Raw genomic sequence first — 21,280 nt, forward strand, 5'->3', positions numbered from 1 at the left:
ATGTCAGCGCTTGAGGGTTATGCAGCCGGCCCTTACCCGAGACCTCCGCCTCACTTGCGGGACTATCCGCTTCATAGTCGGTCACGACACGCAGAGTTAACCAATTAAAGTCGCGCGATTTAATAGGCAGTTGGCAAGATGCCTAAGACCGATCGCTTTTATATAAGGGGAATCATGGCCAAGTCCACCGCAGAAAACACCTATCTTCGTCTCAAGACCGTCCTGGATGTCCTGACCGAAGGCGTGTGGTCCGGCGATGCACTGAATGCTGGCCAGGTCCTGGCGGAAGCAACGGCCCGCGTGCCTTTCAACGAGCACGAAGCCGAACTCCTCAGCGGCGGAATTCCCCGCGGCCACAAGACCCTCACCTCGGCGACCGCCAAACTGGTCAAGGCCGGCTGGCTGGTCAAGGGCCGTACCGGCTGGACCATCACCGAGGACGGGATGCGCGCCACGGTTGCCTTCCCTGACGCGGTTTCCTTCGCGTCAGCGCTCGACGCCGGCACGCCCGTCCCTGCCGACACGCCGGTCCCCACCGCTCCCGAAGGCTTTGTCCGCCCGGTCTCCGCAGCTGCTTCCGTCCTGGAAGTTCCCGCCAAGGATGACGCCAAAGCGGCGAAGAAGGCTCCCGCCAGGAAAGCGCCGGCCAAGAAGGCGGCCGCCGCTGTGGGCAAGGCCGCCAAGGCCATCGAAGACGCCGTGGAACCTGTGGTGAAGGCTGTCCGGAAGAAGGCGCCGGCGAAGGCCAAGGCCGAAACCGCGGTGCCCGCAACCGAACCGTTCGAGGGTCCGGATGTCGAAACCCACCCGCAGCCGGAGGCCGTGGCACTGGCCGGCGACTTCAACACCATCCTGGGCGCACCGGAGAACTGGGCGCCGCAGTACGACGAAGCGCAGATGGAGTTCGACTTCCTGGACCAGCTCTGGAAGAAGAGCGCCGAGCTTCCTGCCGGTTACTACACCTTCAAGATCGCCCTGAACCGCTCGTGGGACGAAAACTATGGTGCTTTCGGTGCGTTTGACGGCCCCAACCACGAATTGCACCACGCCGGCGGCACGGTGACCATCCGCTACAACCACGCCACCCGCGACATCACCATCAACTAGCCGGTATCTCCTCCCGGCCCTGGCAGGAAGCCGCGCCTTCAGTGCGTTAGGTGCCGCGGCCGGGAGGAAGTTGGCCGGTCCCGAGGAGGAACACCATGGGCAGGCACGCAGGGACACCGAAGGACGGTTCGGCTGGGGATGCCGTGCGGCTGGATGCCCGGGTGCTCGGCATGGTCCAAGGTGTGGGCTTCCGGTACTGGACCATGGCCAAAGCGGAGGAACTGGGATTGTCCGGTGAGGTGGCCAACCGCGACGACGGATCGGTGTCAGTCGTGGCCGAAGGACCCGAGCCCAAGGTCCGGCAGTTCCTGGAGTGGCTCAACTCCGGCAGCACCCCGGGCCGGGTGGAACGGGTGGACGGGTCAACGTCCCGGGCCGGGGGCCACTTCCGCGGTTTCCGGGCGCACTGACCGCCCCGTCCCAAGCTTGCGCCCCGGCGCCCGCCGCGACTACTCCCGCGGGCTGAGGCCGATGAAGGCGCCGAGTTCCTCCAGTGCCGCCGGTTTGTGCGGCATATAGCTGGTGACTTCGGGGGAGCGGATGATGACGGCCCGCCACTGCCCGCGCGAGACTGCCACATTGATGCGGTTCCGGTTGAGCAGGAATTCCGCGCCGCGCGGAGCCTCCGCTACCGCCGAACACGCCATGGAGACGAACACTACCGGGGCTTCCTGGCCCTGGAACTTGTCCACCGTGCCCACCTTCACCTCCGGCAGCCCGGCTTCGGCCAACGCCCTCCGGACCAAATGCACCTGGGCGTTGTAGGCGGCCACCACCATCAGGTCCTGCTGCTCCAGCGGGCGTGACCCCGCGTCCGGGCCGGAGGTCCACTTCAGGCCGAGGTGGCGGCGCGCCTGCCGCACCACTTCCTCCGCCTCTTCCTTGGACGCTGTGGCATTGCCACTGTGGTTGACGAACACCGTCTCCACCCCGGGCGGCAGCCCATCGAGTTCGCGCTGGCCCGCGGCTGGTGCGGACTGCAGCTTGCCGTCGTAGCTGAGGTTCGAAACTGCCCTGCACAGCTCCGGGTGCATCCGCCAGGTATCGGCGAGGAAGTAGCCCAGGCTTGCGGGGAGGGTCGCATGCCCCGCGGCGAGCCAGCCCAGGGCTGATTCGTCCACAGGTTCCGGATGTGCCCCTTGGGTGACCTGGGGGAGCTGCTGCGGATCGCCCAACAAGAGGAGGCGTTTCGCCGCGCGGGAGACCGCCAGGGTGTTGGCCAGCGAGAACTGGCCGGCTTCGTCGATCACCAGCAGGTCCAGGGACCCGGCGGGGACTTCCTTGCCGGTCATGGTCCATGCGGTGCCGCCCACCAGGCAGCCGCCGGGTGCGGCCAGCATGCGTCCCACATCACGCTCATCCGTTGCCGTCCACGGGACAGAGTGGGGCGCGGCGAGCTTTTTGGCCACAAGCGAAGGGTCCACGCGGCCCGCCTCGACGGCACGGCAGAGGAGGTTTTCCACCACATTGTGCGACTGCGCAACCACCCCCACCTTCCAGCCCGCCCGCACCAGCTCGCCGATCACATGCGCGCCGATGTGGGTCTTGCCCGTTCCCGGGGGTCCTTGAACGGCCAGGTATGAGGTATCGAGGTCCCGCAGGGATGCGGCAATGGCTCCGGCGTAGTCGACGGTGCCGTCCGGTAGGTGCCGGACCCCGGCCGGGGCGCCCATGCTGCGGAACCGCGGAGGCACCTTGCGCAGGATGTCCAGGCCCGGCTGTGCGGGCAGTCCGGGCACGGTGGAGCCGACAGTCCTGGCAAGTTCCGCGATGGCGGCCTCAATGTTGTCTGTTGGGATGGGGGTGTCCTCGGTCAGCGCTATGGGAAGGTGCGGGTACGCGGCCACCTTTCCGGATTCCCGCTCCGAGATGGTGATGATGGTGTGCTCCGGGTTGTCCGGCGCCGCCGCGAGGTCGTGGATGCGGGTCTTGAAGGCATAGGCCTTGGCCTGTGGTGTTGCATTCGGGGCAGCCATGCCCTCGGGCCCGGGGGCTTCGTAGAGCCGGCACCAGTTGGAATCGACCCGGAAATCTGAACCTTCCGTCATGGTGCCGCGGAGCTGCAAGACCCTGGTCCGCATCCGTTCCCGTGGTTTGGCGAGGGCCCAGTCCGAAATGACCTCCGCCGATGACACTGTGAACACGTTCCGCTGGTCCGCCCAGTTCTCCACAGGCGCTTCGACGCGGTCGAAATGCTGCCACCAAAACTGTTTCCGCTCGCGCCGGTGGTAGCCGGTGGCCGCTGCCACCATGGCGACGGCCCGCTCATCATCGGTCCAGGGCCGGTCATCGGGAAGGGCCGAGAGGTACCCGCGCAGCTGCAGTTCCTCGGGGGTTTCGTCCGGCGCGTCCGGGAGGTCGTCGGGCGGGGGATTTTCGATAGGCGTGGTGGCGGCCGGCGGGCCACCGGCCCGTGCCGGTTCCGTGGTGTTTACCGGCAGCCGGGCGGACCGGGTGTCTGGGACCGCCGTCGGGGCGATCTTCAGCAGCCAGTCCCGGAGCCGCAGGGTGGAAAGGCAGTCGTATCGGTTGTAGTCCGAAATGGACGCCAGGACGGCATCGGCTTCGTCCCGGCGGCCGGCATCACGGGCGGCACAGTAAGCGGCATATGCCACCACGGAGGCGCCGGCATCCTTGACGTCCCCGGACCGCAGGTTGTCTCCCATATACAGCGGTTCCAGCTTCTTGATGGAATACGAGGCCTCGGAGATCCGGATGGAATGCTTGACCGTGGCGTAGAGGTCCACCAGCAGTCCTTGCCGAAGCCAGTCGTCCACCGTGTCCTCGCCTGCCTGGTGCACCAGGGAAAGATTCCGCAGGGCTGTCTTTTCGTAGGCGGCGTAGTGATAGACGTGCATGTCCGGGTACGTCGCACGCCGCTTCTCCACGTAGTCAAGGAAAGCCAGGAAGGCGCGGCGTTCACCGGCGCGGGAATGCGCCCAGAACGGACGGAATGCGGGCTCCTTGGCGGGGTCCGTCCCGGGGGCCTCGATGACCCCGAAAAGGTACTCGATTCCCCAGGCACCGGTGGCTGGATCCTGCCAGAGCGGATCGCCTTCGAAGTCGAAGAAGATGTCTCCGGCGCTCGGAGCGGGAAGCGAACCGACGGCGTGGTCCGCAAGGACGGTATAGGAGACCGTATGAGGCTCCCCGTCCTTCATGAACGTGCGGGATCCTGCGGCTGTGTCCAAGCCCAGCTGCATCCGGGCTTGCGCGCGGAGGCGGGCCAGTGACCCCTGTGCATCCGGGGCGGGCATGGCCGCGAGCTGGTCAATGGTGGTGACTCCGGCGGCATGAAGCTTCCGCCGTTGGACGACGGACATCCCGGCGACCATCAGGAGGTCCCGGTGGCGGGTCACCTGCTCGGCGCAGTAGTCGCAGCGGCCGCAATGCACGATGCCGGGCTGTTGCCACTGCACAGGGGCATCTTTGGCGCGGTGGCCGGCCGTCAGGTACCGGAAACGCCTGCGCCGTTCGCGGAAGACCGGAAGCAGGTCCGGCAGGGAATGGCTGCTTCGGAGCCAGTCGTCGCCGTCACGGGTCCCCAGCACCAGCGTGACGACGGGGGAGGGATCCAGCCCCATCCCGAGAAGCTGGTCGCCGTAGGCAGCCAGTTGCAGCAGGGCCCCCACCTTGGCGTGCCGGGCAAGCTTGGTGTCCCAGACCTCGTACCGGCCCGGGTTTCCGGTGCCTGCGGCCTCGTTGACCAGGAAGTCGGCGTAGCCCAGGAACTCGCCGTCGAAGAAAGTTGCCTGGAACACCACGTCGGCCCCGGAGCGAAGGGCAAGTTCGGTTTCAGCATGTTTTGCCTGCAGCTCACCGCGCAGGTTCAGGCCGCGTTCCAGGGAGTAGACACCCGAACCCCGGCTGGCATCCCACGGGCCATACTTGGCCACCAGGCTGGCCAGCACGGTTTGTTCATGCCGGTCGCCCAGTTCGCCGGCCCGCTTCTGCATCTCGTCCACGGGGAACTCCGCCTTGGGAGCATGACCCAGCTTTTCGTCCAGGATCCGGAGTGTGCGGTACTCACATTCGGAGGCCGCCACAAGGTCGCTGGCGGAGAAGACCAGGTCCGGCGGCGCGTCGGATCCGGCATCATGACCGGCAGCGTCCAGCAGAAACACGGGGCCTCCCCAACTGTTTGCGGGCCCGGAGTCGGTTCCCCCGGCCTGGAATCAAACCTAGCAAGGAGGGCCGACAAAAAGGGCTGCGCGCTTTCCAGCACCTTGACGGACAGGTTTATGGACCGGGCGCGGCCTGCCGGGCTGGGCGTAGAGTTCAACGGGGCGCCTCCGCGCGGTTTCCCTTCGACCCCAAGAACGCGCCTGTCAAGCGGCGCCTGGACGGATCGGTGTACGACTGGTGAACACTGCAGCCTTTGAATCCTTTGACGTGGTGGTGATGGGGGAGATCCTCATCGAAGTCGCCACCGACCAGCCCTTCGGCCATGGCGTACCAGCACGGCTGGGCATCTCCGGAGACGCCCTCAATGTCGCTGCAGCCGCCGCAGCAGCGGGTGCCCGCGTGGGCCTGCTGTCCGTGCTCACGGACGACGACCTGGGTCAGGCCATCGCGGCCCGGATCGCCGAGCTGGGGATCGTCACCGACCAGTTGACGTTCCGTCGCGGGCAGCAGGGCGTCTACCTGGTGCACAGCGACCCCGACGGCGAACGCGAATTCACCTACGCCCGCAGCGGCAGCGTCGGGTCCACCCTTGGGCCGGACGATGTCGACCCGGACGTCTTCGGCGCGGCCGGCGCGGTGGTGGCGGGCGGCATCACCTGCGCCATTTCGACGACGGCGCGCGCCGCCGTCGTCAAGGCCGCGTCCGCAGCCAAACGCTTTGTCTACGACCCCAACTACCGGCCCCGGCTCACCACCGCTGTGGACGCGGCGGCGGCACTGACCGAACTTGCCGCACAGGCCTTCCTGGTGACGCCCTCCTTCCCGGGCGAGACGGCAGCCCTGCTGGGAGTTTCCTCGCCCGAAGCATCGGCCGCGAAGCTGCGCTCGATGGGGGCCGCCAACGTAGCTGTCACCTGCGGCGCCACGGGCGTCCAGCTCGAATGGTCCGGCGAAACCGGCGTGCAGTCCGCGTGGGTACCGGCCATTCCGGCGCCCGCGGTAGTGGACCAGACCGGCGCCGGGGACGCGTTTGTGGGCACGCTCACCGCACGCCTGGTGCTGGGCGACGACTTCCCGACGGCGGTCCGGTATGGTGCGGCGGCTTCCTCGCTGGTGGTCGGAGGCAAAGGCGGCACAGGCCTCATCCCCACGTTCGAGCAGACCTCTGCCCACGCCGCAGCCACCTTCCCTGAGGACTGCCGCACCATCGACACCAACGGGCCGGACGGCCTGGGAAATGAGGTCAACCATGGCTGACGCATCAGGCGTCCTCCGCGTGTCACCCGTCATCCCGGTGGTCACCATCGACGACCCCCAGGATGCGGTGCCCCTGGCCCGTGCCCTGGTGGACGGCGGCGTGAAGATCATTGAGCTGACGCTGCGCACCGACTCCGCGCTGACCTCGCTGAAGCTGATCGCCCAGGAGGTGCCGGACATCCTGGTGGGCGCCGGCACCATCCTCACGCCGGGGCAGGCGGACGCCGCCGTCCAGGCGGGTGCCACCTTCCTGGTCAGCCCCGGCGTCACCCCCGCGCTGCTCACCCACATGCTGTCCCTGGACGTCCCGGTGCTGCCCGGCGTCGCCACTGTCGGGGAGGTAATGGCCGTCCTGGAGGCCGGTTTGGATGCGATGAAGTTCTTCCCCGCCGGGCCTGCAGGCGGGCCGTCCTACCTGGCCGCCATCGGGGCGCCCATCCCGCACGTGCAGTTCTGCCCCACCGGCGGCATCAGCCCGGCCACCGCCCCGGACTACCTCAAGCTGCCCAACGTGGCCTGCGTCGGCGGCAGCTGGCTCACCCCGGCAGACGCCGTCGCGGCCAAGGACTGGGACCGGATCACCACCCTGGCAGGCGGCGCGGCTGCGCTGGGCCGGTAATCCGCCCCGCCGCAGCGCCCGGGAGTCAGCCCTCGGCCGCGGCCGCCCTGACCTGGGCCTTGTCGTGCTCCTCATGGGCGCTGCGAAGCAGTTCCAGGAACTCCGTTTCGTGCCGGACAAGCCGCTTGTACTTTTCCGGAAGCTTGCGGATCTGGTCTTCTTCGCGGCACATCTTGGCGAAGATCTTGTCCCGTTCCGCCATGTCGGTCTCGTAGTTGAGGTCAAGGTACTCGACGGCGTGCCGCCTGGCCCCGGAGACAGCGTTCTTGGCTTTGCCCTTGGGGCTGAAGACCGACGCCAGGATCGTCAGCAGCAGCACGCCGAGGATCACGCCCAGGGAAACCCCGGTGCTGACTTCCACCACGTTGACGTGCTCGCCGTCGTTGATGAACGGCAGGGTGTTCTCGTGCAGGGCGTGCAGGACCAGCTTCACGCCGATGAAACCGAGGATGACGGCCAGCCCGTACGAGAGGAAGATCAGCCGGTCCAGCAGGCCGTCGATGAGGAAGAACAGCTGGCGCAGGCCCATCAGCGAGAACGCCGTGGCCGTGAAGACGATGAACACGTTCTGGGTCAGGCCGAAGATCGCCGGAATGGAATCCAGGGCGAACAGGATGTCCGTGCCGCCGATCGCCACCATCACCAGCAGCATGGGGGTCAGCACCCGCTTGCCGTTCTCCACGGTGAACAGCTTGTCACCGTCGTAGTGTTCGGACGCCGGCAGGAATTTCTTGGCGAGCCGCACCACAACGCCGTCGGAGTCGTCGTCGTGGTCATCCGGTTTGAGCAGGTGGCCCGCGGTGACCAGCAGGATAAGCCCGAAAATGTAGAAGACCCAGGCGAAACTGTTGATCAGCGCGGCGCCCAGGAAGATGAACGCGGTGCGGGCGACCAGGGAGAAAATGATGCCGAACAGGAGCACCTTCTGCTGGTCCGCGCGCGGCACCTTGAAGCTGGCCATGATGATGAGGAATACGAAGAGGTTGTCAACGGACAAGGCCTTTTCCGTGACATAGCCCGCGAAGTATTCGATGCCCATGTCCGGCCCGCCGAAGATGAGGACAGCCAGCCCGAACAGCACCGCAATGCTCACGTAGATGGCGGACCAGACAGCCGATTCCTTCAGGGACGGGGTGTGGGCCTTCCGGACATGGAAGAAGAAATCGAAGGCCAGCAGCCCTGCGATAACCACAATGGTCAGGATCCAGGCGTAGGCAGGGGTTTCCACGCGGCGGGCCTTTCGTCGGAGGTTACCCCAGCCTACCTAAGCGGGCTTCAGGAGATGGTGCTCCACGACGGCGGATCGCGACAGCGTCTTGTACCCCTCCTGTTCGAACAGCACCGTGATGACGTCCCCCTCCTCCCGCATCACCAGGCCCGGCCCCCACTCCTTGTGCACCACTGCGGACTGTGGCGGGAACGGTGCACCGGCGCTGTACGCCGGACCGCCGTCGTCGTCCGTGTCCTTGCCGGCCGGAGGCGCAGCTGCTCGGTGGACTTCCGCCGTGCACGCGTCGCAGTTTCCGCACGGTTCAGGCATGTCCTCGCCGAAGTAGCCCAGCAGGAACCGCCGCCGGCAGCCGTCCGCCTCGGCGTAGGCGCGCATCATGCCCAGCCGGGACTGGTCCACGCGTTGCCGGGCTTCGGCGAGCTCCACGGCGTCCTGCACCAGCGCTGCCGGTTTGGCCTTGGAGGTCAGGCGGACTCCACGTTTCCCGCTGCTTGCGGCACCGATCTCTTCCAGCAGGTTGACCAGCGCCGTGATGCGACGGGCCGGGAGGCCCGTCAGTTCCGCCAGGGATGACTTCGGCGCGGGAGCCTTGGCGGCTTTGAGGACCTTCAGGACCGCCAGCAGCGAACCGGGATCGGGCGAGCGGCTGCTGAAGAATTTCCGCAGCCCCAGGTCCTCCGATCGGTAATGCAGCACGGCGGCCGCGGAGTTTCCGTCGCGGCCGGCGCGGCCTATCTCCTGGTAGTAGGCGTCGAGTGATTCCGGAATGTCGGCATGGACCACGAAGCGGACATTCGGCGTGTCGATGCCCATGCCAAAGGCAGTCGTGGCCACCACCACATCCAATTGGTCATGCAGGAACAGCTCGTGGATGCGTTCCCGGTCCGCGGCGCGCCGGCCGGCGTGGTAAGACTCGGCGCGCAGCCCCTTTGCCGCCAGCCGCGCCGCGTACTCTTCGGTGTCTTTCCGGGTGGCGGCGTACAGGAGGCCCTTTCCCGTCCGGGCCAGGTCCGCCACCTGCCCCATCACCGCCTTGCGTTTGTCCTTGTCCTTGTGGTGCCGGACCACAGCCAGGCTGATATTGGGCCGGTCGAAGCCGTGGACCAGGACCAGCGGGTCCTTCATGGCCAGCCGCTCCACGATCTCATCGCGCACCGGAGGGGAAGCCGTGGCGGTCAGCGCGGCCACGGGCGGGTTGCCCAGTTGCTCCCGGACCGTGCCCAGGCCCAGGTAGTCCGGGCGGAAGTCATGGCCCCAGGAGGAGACGCAGTGGGCCTCGTCCACCACGAACAGGGACACATCCAAAGCCTTGAGCCGGTCCACCGTTGACGGCCGCGCCAGCTGCTCCGGGGCCAGGAACACGAACACGGCCCTGCCGTCCTCCACCGACTGCCAGGCGGCGTGGACGTCGGCGTCGCTGTGTGCGGAATTGATGGCGACGGCGGCATCCGGCCCCAGATCCGCAACCAGCGATTCACGCTGGTCCTCCTGCAAGGCGATCAGCGGAGAAACCACGACGGCGGGACGCCCGGTGAGGTTGTGAAGGTGCAGGGCTGCGACCTGGTAGATGGCGGACTTTCCGTACCCCGTGGGCATGACGGCCAGGACGTCGCGGCCCCCGGTGAGGGCGGCCATGCCGGCCAGTTGGCCTTCCCGAAGGTTGTCCAGGGAGAAGGACGAGGCCGCAAGGGCGCGAAGGGCAGGTTCGTCGGACATGAAAAAGGGCTCCGCACGGAAGGAAACAATGGCCGCCTGCTTCAGCCGTGGGAACCAGCCTACGCCAGGGCCCTGGTGCTTGACTTCACGGGAATGCTCAACAACTGTGGAGTGACATATCCGCCAATCCAGCCGGTCCTTCCGGGAGCCGGCGAACAAGGAGCATGTTGTGGCGCGCGAAAACCCGAAGGTCGAAGAACCGGAAGAGTCCGATCTCGAGGTGACCGGCCACCCCAAGACCTGGGCCGCGGGAGTTCCGGGCGTCTACCACTCGATGCAGCCGGCGGTCCAGCACATGGGTGTGGAACGGTCGCGGAAAACCCTGTTGGCCCTCAACCAGAAGGACGGCTTCGACTGCATGAGCTGCGCGTGGCCTGATCCGGGCCACCGCAAGACGTTCGAGTTCTGCGAAAACGGTGCCAAAGCCGTCACCTGGGAGGCGACCCCGGTGGTGGTCGGCAGCGAATTCTGGGCAGAGCATCCGGTCAGTGAACTGCGGAAGCGGTCCGAATACTGGTTGGGCATGCAGGGCCGGCTCACCGAGCCCGTCTACAAGGCTGCGGGGGAGGACCACTACCGCCCGGTGACGTGGGAGCGCGCCTTCCAGATCATGGCTGACAAGCTCAAGTCCCTCCCGGACCCCAACCAGGCCACGTTCTACACCAGCGGCCGCACCTCGAACGAAGCAGCCTTCCTGTACCAGCTGTTCATCCGCGCCTACGGCACCAACAACCTCCCCGACTGCTCCAACATGTGCCACGAATCCTCGGGGTGGGGCATGGGGCAGACCATCGGCGTGGGCAAGGCCACCGTGTCCTACGATGACTTCGGCAAGGCGGATTTGATCATCGTCATGGGCCAGAACCCGGGCACCAACCACCCGCGGATGCTGACGGCGTTGGAAGAAGCCAAGGAAGCCGGCGGCCATATCGTCGCTGTCAACCCGCTGCCCGAGGCCGGACTTCTGCGCTACAAAAACCCGCAGAAGGTCAAGGGCATCATCGGCCACGGCACCCAAATCGCCGACCAGTTCCTGCAGGTGCGCATCGGCGGTGACATGGCGCTGCTCCAGGCGGTGTCCAAGCGCGTGCTCGACGCCGAGGCCGCCAACCCCGGTAAAGTCCTGGACCACGCATTCCTTGCCGAACACTGCTACGGTCTCGAGGAACTGCGGGCGCACCTGGCCCAGCTGGACGAGGCAGCGGTGCTGGAAGCCACCGGCCTGCGGTCTGAGGAAATCGACGAACTGGCGGCCCGCTACCTGGCGGCGGACAAGGTGATCATCACCTGGGCCATGGGCATTACCCAGCAGAAAAAGGGCGTTGCCACCATCAAGGAGATCATCAACCTGCTCCTGCTGCGCGGCAACATCGGCAAGCCCGGTGCCGGCGCCTCGCCCATCCGCGGCCACAGCAACGTCCAGGGCGACCGGACCATGGGAATCTGGGAACAGATGCCGCCGGCCTTCCTGGACGCCCTTGGCCGGGAGTTCCAGTTTGAGCCGCCGCGCGACCACGGCCTGGACGCGGTCCAGACCGTCCGTGGAATGCGCGACGGCGGCGTCAAAGTCTTCGTAGGGCTTGGCGGCAACTTCGTGGGCGCCATTTCAGACACCGAGGCCGCCGAAGCGGCCATGGAGAACACTGAACTTTCCGTCCAAATCTCCACCAAGCTCAACCACTCCCACGCCGTGACCGGGGCCGAGGCCCTGATCCTGCCTACCCTGGGCCGGACCGAGATCGACCGGCAGGACTCCGGCCCACAATTCGTCTCGGTGGAGGACACTGTCTGCGCCGTCCATGCCAGCCATGGCGTCGTGGAGCCGGTGGCCCCCCGGCTGCTCTCCGAAGTTGCCATCGTGTGCCGGCTTGCCGCCGCCACGGTGGGGGACCGGACGTCCGCGGACTGGGCCGGGTTCGAAAAGAACTACGACCTCATCCGGGACCACATCGCCCGCGTGGTGGTTGGCTGTGAGGACTACAACACCAAAGTCAGGCAAAAGGGCGGGTTCGTGCTGCCCAACGGTCCGCGGGATTCCCGTACCTTCAACACCCCAACCGGGAAGGCCATGCTCACCGTCAACGAACTCGAACACGTTGACCGGCCGGCCGGGACGCTCATCCTGCAGACCATGCGCTCGCACGACCAGTTCAACACCACCATCTACGGCAACAACGACCGCTACCGGGGCATCAAGAAAGGCCGCGAGGTAGTGTTCGTCAACCCCGTGGACCTTGCCGAACTGGGCCTCGCCGACGGGCAACACGTGGACATCCACGGCGTCTACAAGGACAACGTGGCACGGGTCCTGCGCAACTACCGGGTGGTGTCCTACCCGTCTGCCAAGGGCTGCGCCGCAGCGTATTACCCCGAGGCCAACGTCCTGGTCCCGTTGGAGAGCGTCGCGGAGGGAAGCCAGACCCCGGCGTCCAAAGCCGTCATCGTCCGCCTTGAGCCTGTGAAAGTCCTTGAAGAGGAGCCCGCCGCCGCAGGCTGACAGGTTGTGGGCCTGTCGAAACCCAGCTGACCGTGCCCCGGCGGCACGCGAACGAGCGACTCCCCGCCGTTTGGACTTTTCCCTGCGTCGCGCGAAGGGGATGTGTCCACATGGCGGGGAGTCTGCAGGCCGTTGCCGGTTACTGTCCCGTGTCCGCCCAGCCGCGGCCGGCGGGCCCGCCGTGCGCGCCGTCGTCGACCAGGCCCAGGGCGACCCGGGCCGCCTTGGCCACGGCAGCCGACGCCGCCTCACGGTTCCCGGCGCTGCCCGTCCCCGCGTCCAGCGCCGCTGCGTACCCCACCAGGAACGTGGTGATGGGCGCGGCCGCATGGATCACGTTGTCGGCGGATTTGCGGGCGAGGTCCAGCAACAGCTCCTGGTCCACGTCGAGGTCCAGGATCTGCAGTGCCTGCGCCAGCCGGTGGGTCCACTGGTCCAGCACCTGGGCTTCGTCGTCGTTGACTGTCATGGTTTCTCCTTTGCTGACACCGGATGTCTCAGGTGTCGATAGTGGACATGTTCGGGTAGCGGGCGCCCGCTGTCGACCCTGCGGGGGCCAATTCGTCCAGCAGCCGCAGCTCATCGGCGCTGAGCTCCACTTCCACCGCGCCCAGGTTCTCGCGCAGCCGGTCGCGCTTCTTGGTGCCTGGGATCGGGACAATATGTTCACCCTGTGCCAGCAGCCAGGCGAGTGCCAGCTGGCCGGGAGTGCACTGCTTGTGGTCGGCCAGTTCCTTCACCCGGTCCACGAGCTCAAGGTTCCGGGTGAAGTTCTCGCCCTGGAACCGTGGCGAATGCCGGCGGAAGTCGTCGTCGGCGAAGTCGTCCACGCTGCGGATCTGACCCGTCAGGAACCCGCGGCCCAGCGGACTGTACGGCACGAACCCGATTCCCAGCTCGTCGAGCACGGGAAACACCTTGGTTTCCGGCTCCCGCTCCCACAGCGAATATTCCGTCTGCAGCGCCGTGATCGGGTGCACCGCATGCGCCCGGCGGATGGTGTCCGCCGACGCCTCGGACAAACCGAGGTGCCGGACCTTTCCGGCCTGGACCAGTTCCGCCATGGCGCCCACCGTGTCCTCGATAGGAACCGTCTTGTCCACCCTGTGCTGGAAGTAGAGGTCGATGTGGTCCACGCCCAGCCGCCGGAGGCTGGCGTCGCAGGCCGACTTGACGTACTCGGGGCGGCCGTTGATGCCCACCCAGGAACCATCCTCGCGGCGTTCGTTGCCGAACTTGGTGGCGAGCACCACGTCATCGCGCCGGCCCGCTATTGCGCGGCCCACCAACTGTTCGTTGGTGAAGGGCCCGTACATGTCCGCCGTGTCCAGCAGCGACCCGCCGGCGTCCAGGAACTCGTGGATCGTGGCAATCGATTCCTGCTCGTCGCCGTCGCCGTAGAACTCGCTCATGCCCATGCAGCCAAGGCCCAGGGCGGAAACAGTCAATTGTCCAATAGTGCGTGTTTTCATGCCGTTCTCCTCAACGGTAGAACTTGCCTTAGGGGCAGCCGGCCCGCCTGTTTGCGCTGAAGCCGGTGGGTGTCGCGTACGCCACTATAGGCGCTTCCCCTTGGGGACGCGTCGATAGACAGTTGCACCGGCAAACAGGGGGCACCTACCCCTAGACCGCTCCCGGGGGCCTGCCTAGACTGGGCGGACCCCACGCCGGGAACCTGCCCCTGATATTCATCAGGAATCGCCAGTGGAGCAGGGCGGGTCCCATGTCCGGGGTTTTTCAACCTACCCAGATCACTGCCGTCCCACCGGACGGACCTGACTACAGGAGCGATAGATGACAGGGAACAAAGCCGTTGCCTACAAGGAAGCCGGCAAGGTCGAAGTAATTGATATTGACTACCCTACGTTCGAACTCAAGGACGGGCCCGGGGTCAACCCCGCCAACGTGGGGCGCCCCGTCCACCACGGGGTCATCCTCAAGACAGTCGCCACCAATATTTGTGGTTCTGACCAGCACATGGTCCGCGGCCGCACCACGGCTCCGCCGAACCTGGTCCTGGGCCACGAGATTACCGGCGAAGTGGTGGAGGTAGGCCGCGACGTCGAATTCATCAAGGTGGGCGATCTCTGCTCGGTGCCGTTCAACATCGCCTGCGGCCGTTGCCGGAACTGCAAGGAGCGCAAGACCGGCATCTGCCTGAACGTGAACCCGGACCGTCCCGGCAGCGCCTACGGTTACGTGGACATGGGCGGCTGGGTAGGGGGCCAGGCGAACTACGTGCTGGTGCCGTACGCCGACTGGAACCTGTTGAAGTTCCCGGACAAGGACAAGGCCATGGAGAAGATCCTGGACCTGGCCATGCTTTCGGATATCTTCCCCACCGGGTTCCACGGCGCGGTCACGGCGGGGGTGGGTGTTGGATCCACGGTGTATGTTGCGGGTGCCGGCCCGGTGGGCCTCGCCGCCGCCACCAGCGCGCACCTGCTGGGTGCCGCCGTCGTCATTGTGGGCGATATGAACGAGGGCAGGCTGTCCCAGGCGCGCAGCTTCGGCTGTGAGACGGTGGACCTGTCCAAGGGTGATCCGAAGGACCAGATCGAGCAGATCCTCGGCATCCCCGAGGTGGACTGCGGTGTGGACGCCGTCGGCTTCGAGGCGAAGGGGCACGGCCATGACGCCAAGGAGGCACCGGCGACGGTCCTGAACTCCCTGATGGAGCTCACGGCGGCCGGCGGGGCCCTGGGCATCCCCGGCCTGTACGTCACCGGCGACCCGGGCGGCATCGACGAGGCCGCCAAGAAGGGTGCCTTGTCGCTGAGCCTGGGCACCGGCTGGGCCAAATCCTTGAGCTTCACCACGGGCCAGTGCCCGGTCATGAAGTACAACCGGCAGTTGATGATGGCCATCCTGAACGACCGGGTGCACATCGCCAAGAACGTCAACGCCAAGGCGATTCCGTTGGAAGACGCGCCCAAGGGCTATGCCGAGTTCGACGCCGGCGCGGCCACCAAGTACGTCCTGAATCCGAACGGCTACCTCAGCTGAGCCGTGGGCGGACGGTGATGCCACGAGGGACTCCTCTCAGGCGGAAATAAGTGCTGCCCGGGCCGGGTTAGGCTTTGCACGGGCAGCACGACCGCAACGAAGGAGTTTCCCTTGAGTGATATCACCGTCCGCCACAACGCCGAGCGCAGCCGTTTCGAGATCCTCGACCGCGGGAACGTGATCGGCAAGGCCGCCTACCAGGATTACGACGGCGGCGCGTCACCACAGCGGATTTTCTACCACACGGTGATCAACGAGGAATACGGCGGGCAGGGCCTGGCCGGGAAGCTCGCCGCGGCTGCCTTGGACGCGACGGTGGAGGCCGGGACGGGCATTGTCCCGGTCTGCCCGTTCATCAAGAAGTTCGTGGTCAAGCACCCGGAGTACTCGGACAGTGTGGTGGCCGTGGCTCCGGCGCACCTGGAATTCCTCGAAACCGCCCTTTCGGCCAGGGCCCGGGCGTAGCCCCGGGCGCCGCAAACGTTGATTGTGGGCCGGCCGGGCGGTCCGGTGGAACACACCGCAAGTCTTCAGGAAGCTCCCAAACTCCGGTGATTTAATCGCATCTGTCAGCGCGGCTCAACGCCGCGCTGACGTTGTTTGTCATTGCCGAGGCGGGACAGGAGCCCTTGTATGTCCGAGCACCCCCAGGTGCCCACACCAGGCCGCGCCGCTCCGCCGCCACCGCCCGCCCAGCCGGCCCCCGGGAGGGGCCGGGGCATCCGTACGCTGGTCATCCTGGCCCTTGCCGTCATACTGGTCATCGCGGGAACCATCGCCCTTGCCGTAGCCCGGTCCGGGCCGCCGACCGGTTCCGTTGCCCCCACCCAGCCTGTGGCGGCGCCGGCACCCGTTGCGGCAGCCCCGGAGTCCCTGCAGGACAGCGTGGACACCATCCTCAGCGAGGCGGACCAGTACCGGATCGGGCTGGCGCTCGCGGACGTGTCCGGCGGCGCGGAACGCACGTTCGGCGATGCGGACGCCTTCACCGCGGCCAGCACGGCGAAGATCCTGACAGCTGCTGCCTACTATCACTTGGTGGAAAAGGGGGAGGCGGCCCTGGATGAGCCCATGGGCGACTACGACGCCGCTTTCCAGCTCAAAGCCATGGTCAACGACAGCAACAACGACTCCTGGCAGCTGCTGATGGACGCCGTCGGGTACCCCCAGTTGATTGCCTACGCGGCCTCCATCGGTGTTACCTACGACCCCGAAAAGAACCTGTTGACCGCGGCGGACATGGCCCTGATCCTGAAAAAGCTGTACGCGGGGGAGCTGCTCAACGCCGACAACACCGCCCAACTGCTCAGCTACATGCAGGACACCAACAACGAAGACCTCATTCCCGCCGGCTCCAGGGCAGGCATCGACGTCCACCACAAATACGGTGAGCTATCCGGCGAACTGCATGACGCCGCACTGCTGAGCTACCGCGGCTCGACCTTCGCCCTGGTGATCTACACGGAAAACCGGGACGGCGTGGCCGATGACGGGCAGGCCGAGGTGATCCGGGACCTGACCCGGGCCGTTGAGGATGCATTGTTCCCGGTTGGGGTGGCGGGCAGGTAGCCAACGCCACGCCCGCGCCGTGGTCCGCCGACTCGCCCTCAGTGAGCGCTTTGGGCCAGACTGTTACCGTGAGCAACAACCCACGGACTGCCTTGGCCGTCGCAGGCCTCAGCCTGGGCACGGCACTGAACCCGCTCAACTCCTCCATGATCGCCGTGGCCCTGGTGGTGCTGCGCGCCGATTTCGGGCTCGACGTTGCGGCCGTCACCTGGGTGGTCACATCCTTCTACCTTACTTCTGCGGCCGGCCAGCCGGTGATGGGCAGGTTGGCGGACCGGTTTGGGCCACGACGGATGTTCATGCTGGGCATGGGGCTGGTGGCCGTTACCTGCGCCCTGGCACCGCTGGCCCCGAACTTTGCCTTGCTCTGCGTGGCCCGGGCGGTCATGGCACTGGGCACGGCCACCGCGTACCCCAGCGCCGTGGTGATGGTGGGGGCGATTGCGCACCGGGCCAAGGTGGACTCGGCCCGGCCGCTGGGCCGGCTCCAAATGGCGAACACGTCGGCAGCTGCCGTGGGGCCCGTCGTCGGCGGTTTGCTCGTGGGCTTCGTGGGCTGGCAGTCGCTGTTCCTGATTAATGTTCCGCTGGCGGTGGCGGCGCTGCTGATCGTGCGGCAGGCCGCACCTGCGGACCAGGTCCGCGAGCGCGGCAGCGTGGCCCAGCTGGTGCGGGACTCGGATGTTCCGGGCATCGCAGGCTTTATCGGTGCCCTGCTGTTGGTCATGATGGCGGCGCTGAATGTGGCGCCTGACTACCGCTGGTGGATGCTGGCCGCCGGCACGGTTGTGGCAGCCCTCTTCGCCTGGCGGGAGCTGCGGTTCGCCAAGCCGTTCCTGGACCTGCGGCTGCTGGGCCGGAACAGGCCCCTCATGCTCGTTTACCTGGCGTTCGCGGTGTTCAGCAGCGTCTACTACTTCGTCTTTTTCGGCCTGCCGCAGCTCTTGCAGGAGGCGGGCGGCTATGATCCCGGCGTCGTGGGCCTCTTGATGCTGCCCCTTGCCGGGATGTCGGTGGTGGCCACCCCGTGGGCGGTCTCCGCGATGGGAAGGTTCGGTGTGCGCCGGGTGCTGCTCGCCGGCGTCGTCCTCCTGACGCTTGTGGCGGCACTGATGTGGCTGCTGACCGGCACACTGGCCATCCCCTTCGTGGCGGTCTTGACCGCGCTGATGGGGATTCCCTACGGAACTGTCAGCATCGCCACCAACCAGGGCATGTTCGTCTCCACCCGGCCGCAGGACCGCGGCGTCGCGGCAGGGATCTACCAGACGTGCCGCTACGTTGGCGCGATCACCGCTACCGTGATGATCGGTGTGTTCGCGTCCGGTGGCGTGCACCAGGACAGCTGGATGCGGATGGTCCTGGCCATGCTGGTGCTCTGCGCCGTGACGCTCGGGATCTCTGTTTTCTGGCGGCAGCGGAAGGCGTAGCCGCCTTACCCGCCGGCACCCGACGGCGGCGTCACCGGGGTGACCCGGACCCGTGCAATCCGCAGCTTGTCCATGCTGAGGACCGTCAGCACGTACCCCGGGACCTGCACCCGGTCACCGGCCTGCGCCAGCCGCCCCAAGCGGGACATCATGAAGCCTGCCACCGTCTCATAGCGTCCCTCGGGCAATTCGATTCCGGAGGCTGACGTGAACTCCTGCAGGATCAGGCCGCCGTCCACCTCGATGGACCCGTTGGCAACGGTGACACGGTCCTCGTGTTCGGCGCCGGTGTCGTACTCGTCATAGATCTCGCCCACGAGTTCTTCCACGAGGTCTTCGAGCGTGACCACACCGTCGGTGCCGCCGTATTCGTCCACCACCAAGACAATGTGCTGGTTGGTCTTGCGCATCCGGGACAGCGACGGAAGGACCCTGTTGGTTCCCGGCATGGCCAGGATGGTCCGGGCAATATCCCTCACCGGCGCCTGGTCCTGCGCCTCGCCCCGGGGCATCAGGTCGCGGATATGGACGAAGCCCAGGACGTCGTCGGGGGTCCGGCCAATCACCGGAAACCGGGAGTAGGGGCCGTCCCTGACCATTTCGCGGGCGGCAGCGACCGTTGTGGTCCCGTTGATGAAGGTCACTTCCGTGCGGGGACGCATGACCTCCTGCAGGGTCCGGTCGCCGGCGCCGAACACATCGGCCAGGATGTGGCGGTTGCTTTCCTCAAGGGCCTCGCTTTCCGCCACCATGTCCCACAGCTCCTCCGACGTGATGCTTGCCCGTTTGGCATGCGGGTCGCCGCCGAACAGCCGTACCACCGCATCGGTGGAGACGGACAGCAGCCAGATGACCGGCCGCATAACCCTGGAAAGGGTGATCAGCGGCGGAGCCAGGATCCTGGTCAGGGCGACGGGGTTTTGCAGGGCCAGCCTCTTGGGTGCCAGCTCGCCCAGGACCAAGGACAGGTAGGCCACCAGCAGCGTCATGCCAACGAACGACGCCGGCCCGGCGGCGGCCCCGAGCCCAAGGGCTTCCAGGAGGGGCACGACGACGGGCGCGATCGCCGAGGCGCCGTACGCTGCCGAGAAGAACCCGGCCAGGGTCACCCCGATTTGGACCGTGGAGAGAAACCGGTTGGGATTCCGCGCCAGGGCGGCGGTCCGGACCCCTGACTCGCCGGACTTTTCGATGCGGCGGATCTGGCCCTCGTGCAGGGACACCAGGGCCATTTCCGCTGCGGCAAAGACTCCGCCCAGCAGAACGAAACTGAGAACCAGAGCGATGTTGACCAGGGTGCCGCTGTCCATGAGTTGACCTTAGACCCGCGGGTGGCCGCGTGGACGCGGAGCTCCAGTGCGGGCTGCCGGGCGGTTGTCGTCGCTAGGTGTACATCAGCGAACCGGGGGTGGTGAGCTTCTCACCGGTTTCCAGCCAGGTCTTCAGGCCGGAGAGGATCATCGGCCAGCCGCCGTAGAGCTGTTCGTTGGCCCCTTCGCGCAGGTCGCTGTGCGTAACGGTGAGGTGGCAGGAGTCGTCGCCTACCGGTTCGATCTCCCAGGTGATTTTAGACGTGCCCTCGGCCTTGACGTCCTCGCCCCAGAGCGCCCGCATGGCCTGGACCAGGCGGCGCGGCGGATCCACCTCCAGGTTCTCGCCCTCGCCCAGGGCCTCCCCGGCCTTGGGGTTGCCCATCACGAACTTGCCACCGGGTGTCCAGTCGGACTCCATGGTGTTTCCGAATTGGTACTTGCTGCGGATGTCACTGTCGGTGATGGCTTCCCAGAGCCGTTCCGGCGTGGTCTTGATGTAAATCTCGAAGATCTTTTCCATGGGAGTTTCCAATCTGGATTTGAGGTCGCTGAGGGCAGCGGCCCATGGTTCTGCGTATTTGCTGACCCAGCGGTCGTGGACCAGGCGGATGGGCACCGGGTTGAGGAAGTGCAGCTTTTCCCGGCCCCGACGGCGGGTGGCCACCAGGCCTGCATCCTCCAGGATGCGCAGATGCTTGGCGATGCCGAAGCGGGTCATGCTGAACCGCGCCTCAAGCGCACTCAGGGTCTGGCCGTCCTCGCGGAACAGCTCATCAAGCAGGTCCCGGCGGGTGGGGTCGGAGAGTGCTTTGAACACGTCGTCCATACCGCCAATGATAGGTGACTAAATAGTCACCTATCAAGGGTTTTACGCAGTTGGCTCGAGCCGGGAGCCGCGTGGCGGGTTCCTCGCCGTCAGCCGCGCGTGCGGAACCCCGGCGGCCGGGTCGCCTAGGGCCCCAGGGGGAGGAAGAGCAAGGTGAGCAGGGCGGGAAGGGTGGCGGCAAGGGTCCCCGGGACGCTCTCCCACCGCTTCGGGTAGTGGCCCTGCAGGTCGGCCAGCAGCATGGTGGGGGCGGTGAGGACCATGTTCAGGCAGCAATACACAACCAACGTGTACCCCACCACGGTTTCGCCGATGTTGACCGCCACCAGCCCGGCCGCCAGGCCCAGCGCGACCACCAGGTTCTTGTACCCGGTGGGGATGGCCCACATCATCACCGCGGGCACGTTCTCCGGCGGCGTGCTGAGGAACTTCTGCGCCCACCTGCTGCGCAAGAGCAGGAAACTCTCCACCGGGAAGACGCCCACGTAGATGGCCACGGCCATCACCGCAAAGACCTGGGACATGATGTTCATGCCGGAAGGGTAGGGCCGCGGCACTGTAGCGCACCATCCCCGGATTGGGGG

At 66.6% G+C, this 21,280-nt stretch carries 17 protein-coding genes; 9 read left to right on the forward strand and 8 right to left on the reverse strand.

Annotation, left to right across the window (positions count from 1 at the left end):
• Positions 1–174 precede the first annotated feature (174 nt).
• Together QRM96_RS04180 and QRM96_RS04185 are read left to right on the forward strand one after the other, a co-directional pair.
• Positions 175–1,107 (forward strand): pullulanase X25 domain-containing protein, encoded by a 933-nt coding sequence (locus tag QRM96_RS04180; RefSeq protein WP_285318505.1) that lies wholly within the window; start codon positions 175–177, stop codon positions 1,105–1,107.
• Positions 1,108–1,202: 95 nt separating this feature from the next.
• Positions 1,203–1,517, forward strand: coding sequence for an acylphosphatase (locus QRM96_RS04185; protein ID WP_285318507.1), 315 nt, complete (start codon positions 1,203–1,205; stop codon positions 1,515–1,517).
• Positions 1,518–1,556: 39 nt separating this feature from the next.
• Here QRM96_RS04185 and QRM96_RS04190 read toward each other — a convergent pair whose 3' ends face one another.
• Positions 1,557–5,231, reverse strand: a complete 3,675-nt coding sequence (locus tag QRM96_RS04190; RefSeq protein ID WP_285318508.1) for a TM0106 family RecB-like putative nuclease — start codon at positions 5,229–5,231, stop codon at positions 1,557–1,559.
• Between the two features lie 238 nt (positions 5,232–5,469).
• On the opposite strand from QRM96_RS04190, the gene QRM96_RS04195 reads away from it, so the two are divergent.
• On the forward strand, positions 5,470–6,489 hold the full coding sequence (locus tag QRM96_RS04195) for a PfkB family carbohydrate kinase (protein ID WP_285318509.1): 1,020 nt from the start codon (positions 5,470–5,472) through the stop codon (positions 6,487–6,489).
• A complete protein-coding gene (gene eda, locus QRM96_RS04200) occupies positions 6,482–7,108 on the forward strand; it encodes a bifunctional 4-hydroxy-2-oxoglutarate aldolase/2-dehydro-3-deoxy-phosphogluconate aldolase (protein WP_285318511.1) in 627 nt (208 codons plus the stop codon). Before QRM96_RS04195 ends, eda begins: the two co-directional genes overlap by 8 nt.
• Positions 7,109–7,133: 25 nt before the next feature.
• On the opposite strand, the gene QRM96_RS04205 is transcribed toward eda, so the two are convergent.
• Together QRM96_RS04205 and QRM96_RS04210 are read right to left on the reverse strand one after the other, a co-directional pair.
• Positions 7,134–8,336 (reverse strand): TerC family protein, encoded by a 1,203-nt coding sequence (locus tag QRM96_RS04205; RefSeq protein ID WP_285318513.1) that lies wholly within the window; start codon positions 8,334–8,336, stop codon positions 7,134–7,136.
• Positions 8,337–8,372: 36 nt separating this feature from the next.
• Positions 8,373–10,055 (reverse strand): RecQ family ATP-dependent DNA helicase, encoded by a 1,683-nt coding sequence (locus tag QRM96_RS04210; RefSeq protein WP_285318514.1) that lies wholly within the window; start codon positions 10,053–10,055, stop codon positions 8,373–8,375.
• Positions 10,056–10,224: 169 nt separating this feature from the next.
• On the opposite strand from QRM96_RS04210, the gene QRM96_RS04215 reads away from it, so the two are divergent.
• A complete protein-coding gene (locus tag QRM96_RS04215) occupies positions 10,225–12,552 on the forward strand; it encodes an FdhF/YdeP family oxidoreductase (protein ID WP_285318516.1) in 2,328 nt (775 codons plus the stop codon).
• Positions 12,553–12,691: 139 nt separating this feature from the next.
• On the opposite strand, the gene QRM96_RS04220 is transcribed toward QRM96_RS04215, so the two are convergent.
• Together QRM96_RS04220 and QRM96_RS04225 are read right to left on the reverse strand one after the other, a co-directional pair.
• Entirely contained in the window at positions 12,692–13,021 is a 330-nt protein-coding gene (locus QRM96_RS04220) for a DUF6457 domain-containing protein (RefSeq protein ID WP_109863799.1), read from the reverse strand.
• Positions 13,022–13,049: 28 nt separating this feature from the next.
• Positions 13,050–14,024, reverse strand: a complete 975-nt coding sequence (locus QRM96_RS04225; protein WP_285318517.1) for an aldo/keto reductase — start codon at positions 14,022–14,024, stop codon at positions 13,050–13,052.
• A 322-nt stretch (positions 14,025–14,346) separates the two neighbouring features.
• On the opposite strand from QRM96_RS04225, the gene fdhA reads away from it, so the two are divergent.
• The 4 genes from fdhA to QRM96_RS04245 all read left to right on the forward strand — a co-directional run bounded on the left by fdhA (position 14,347) and on the right by QRM96_RS04245 (position 18,557).
• Positions 14,347–15,558 carry a formaldehyde dehydrogenase, glutathione-independent gene (fdhA, locus tag QRM96_RS04230; RefSeq protein WP_018762250.1) on the forward strand — a complete coding sequence of 404 codons (1,212 nt, stop codon included), beginning with the start codon at positions 14,347–14,349 and terminating at the stop codon, positions 15,556–15,558.
• Positions 15,559–15,669: 111 nt separating this feature from the next.
• Entirely contained in the window at positions 15,670–16,023 is a 354-nt protein-coding gene (locus QRM96_RS04235) for a GNAT family N-acetyltransferase (protein ID WP_285318520.1), read from the forward strand.
• Positions 16,024–16,191: 168 nt separating this feature from the next.
• On the forward strand, positions 16,192–17,127 hold the full coding sequence (locus tag QRM96_RS04240) for a serine hydrolase (RefSeq protein ID WP_018762252.1): 936 nt from the start codon (positions 16,192–16,194) through the stop codon (positions 17,125–17,127).
• A gap of 68 nt (positions 17,128–17,195) precedes the next feature.
• Entirely contained in the window at positions 17,196–18,557 is a 1,362-nt protein-coding gene (locus tag QRM96_RS04245; protein ID WP_285318522.1) for an MFS transporter, read from the forward strand.
• A 5-nt stretch (positions 18,558–18,562) separates the two neighbouring features.
• Here the strand turns inward: QRM96_RS04245 and QRM96_RS04250 are convergent, their stop codons facing one another.
• The 3 genes from QRM96_RS04250 to QRM96_RS04260 form a co-directional block, all read right to left on the reverse strand.
• Positions 18,563–19,867 (reverse strand): hemolysin family protein, encoded by a 1,305-nt coding sequence (locus tag QRM96_RS04250; RefSeq protein WP_133832466.1) that lies wholly within the window; start codon positions 19,865–19,867, stop codon positions 18,563–18,565.
• A gap of 73 nt (positions 19,868–19,940) precedes the next feature.
• On the reverse strand, positions 19,941–20,696 hold the full coding sequence (locus tag QRM96_RS04255) for an ArsR/SmtB family transcription factor (RefSeq protein ID WP_285318524.1): 756 nt from the start codon (positions 20,694–20,696) through the stop codon (positions 19,941–19,943).
• A gap of 125 nt (positions 20,697–20,821) precedes the next feature.
• Positions 20,822–21,229, reverse strand: a complete 408-nt coding sequence (locus QRM96_RS04260) for a DUF1304 family protein (RefSeq protein WP_026264716.1) — start codon at positions 21,227–21,229, stop codon at positions 20,822–20,824.
• Positions 21,230–21,280: the final 51 nt, after the last annotated feature.

It is taken from the genome of Pseudarthrobacter sp. lyk4-40-TYG-27 (assembly GCF_030209295.1).
GTDB lineage: Bacteria > Actinomycetota > Actinomycetes > Actinomycetales > Micrococcaceae > Arthrobacter.

Excerpts from the sequence above, each read along its gene's own strand:
- QRM96_RS04255 (WP_285318524.1), bottom strand. The coding sequence starts at position 20,696 with ATGGACGACGTGTTCAAAGCACTCTCCGACCCCACCCGCCGGGACCTG.
- QRM96_RS04260 (WP_026264716.1), bottom strand. The coding sequence starts at position 21,229 with ATGAACATCATGTCCCAGGTCTTTGCGGTGATGGCCGTGGCCATCTAC.
- QRM96_RS04250 (WP_133832466.1), bottom strand. The coding sequence starts at position 19,867 with ATGGACAGCGGCACCCTGGTCAACATCGCTCTGGTTCTCAGTTTCGTT.
- QRM96_RS04180 (WP_285318505.1), top strand. The coding sequence starts at position 175 with ATGGCCAAGTCCACCGCAGAAAACACCTATCTTCGTCTCAAGACCGTC.
- QRM96_RS04220 (WP_109863799.1), bottom strand. The coding sequence starts at position 13,021 with ATGACAGTCAACGACGACGAAGCCCAGGTGCTGGACCAGTGGACCCAC.
- eda (WP_285318511.1), top strand. The coding sequence starts at position 6,482 with ATGGCTGACGCATCAGGCGTCCTCCGCGTGTCACCCGTCATCCCGGTG.
- fdhA (WP_018762250.1), top strand. The coding sequence starts at position 14,347 with ATGACAGGGAACAAAGCCGTTGCCTACAAGGAAGCCGGCAAGGTCGAA.
- QRM96_RS04240 (WP_018762252.1), top strand. The coding sequence starts at position 16,192 with ATGTCCGAGCACCCCCAGGTGCCCACACCAGGCCGCGCCGCTCCGCCG.
- QRM96_RS04210 (WP_285318514.1), bottom strand. The coding sequence starts at position 10,055 with ATGTCCGACGAACCTGCCCTTCGCGCCCTTGCGGCCTCGTCCTTCTCC.
- QRM96_RS04185 (WP_285318507.1), top strand. The coding sequence starts at position 1,203 with ATGGGCAGGCACGCAGGGACACCGAAGGACGGTTCGGCTGGGGATGCC.
- QRM96_RS04225 (WP_285318517.1), bottom strand. The coding sequence starts at position 14,024 with ATGAAAACACGCACTATTGGACAATTGACTGTTTCCGCCCTGGGCCTT.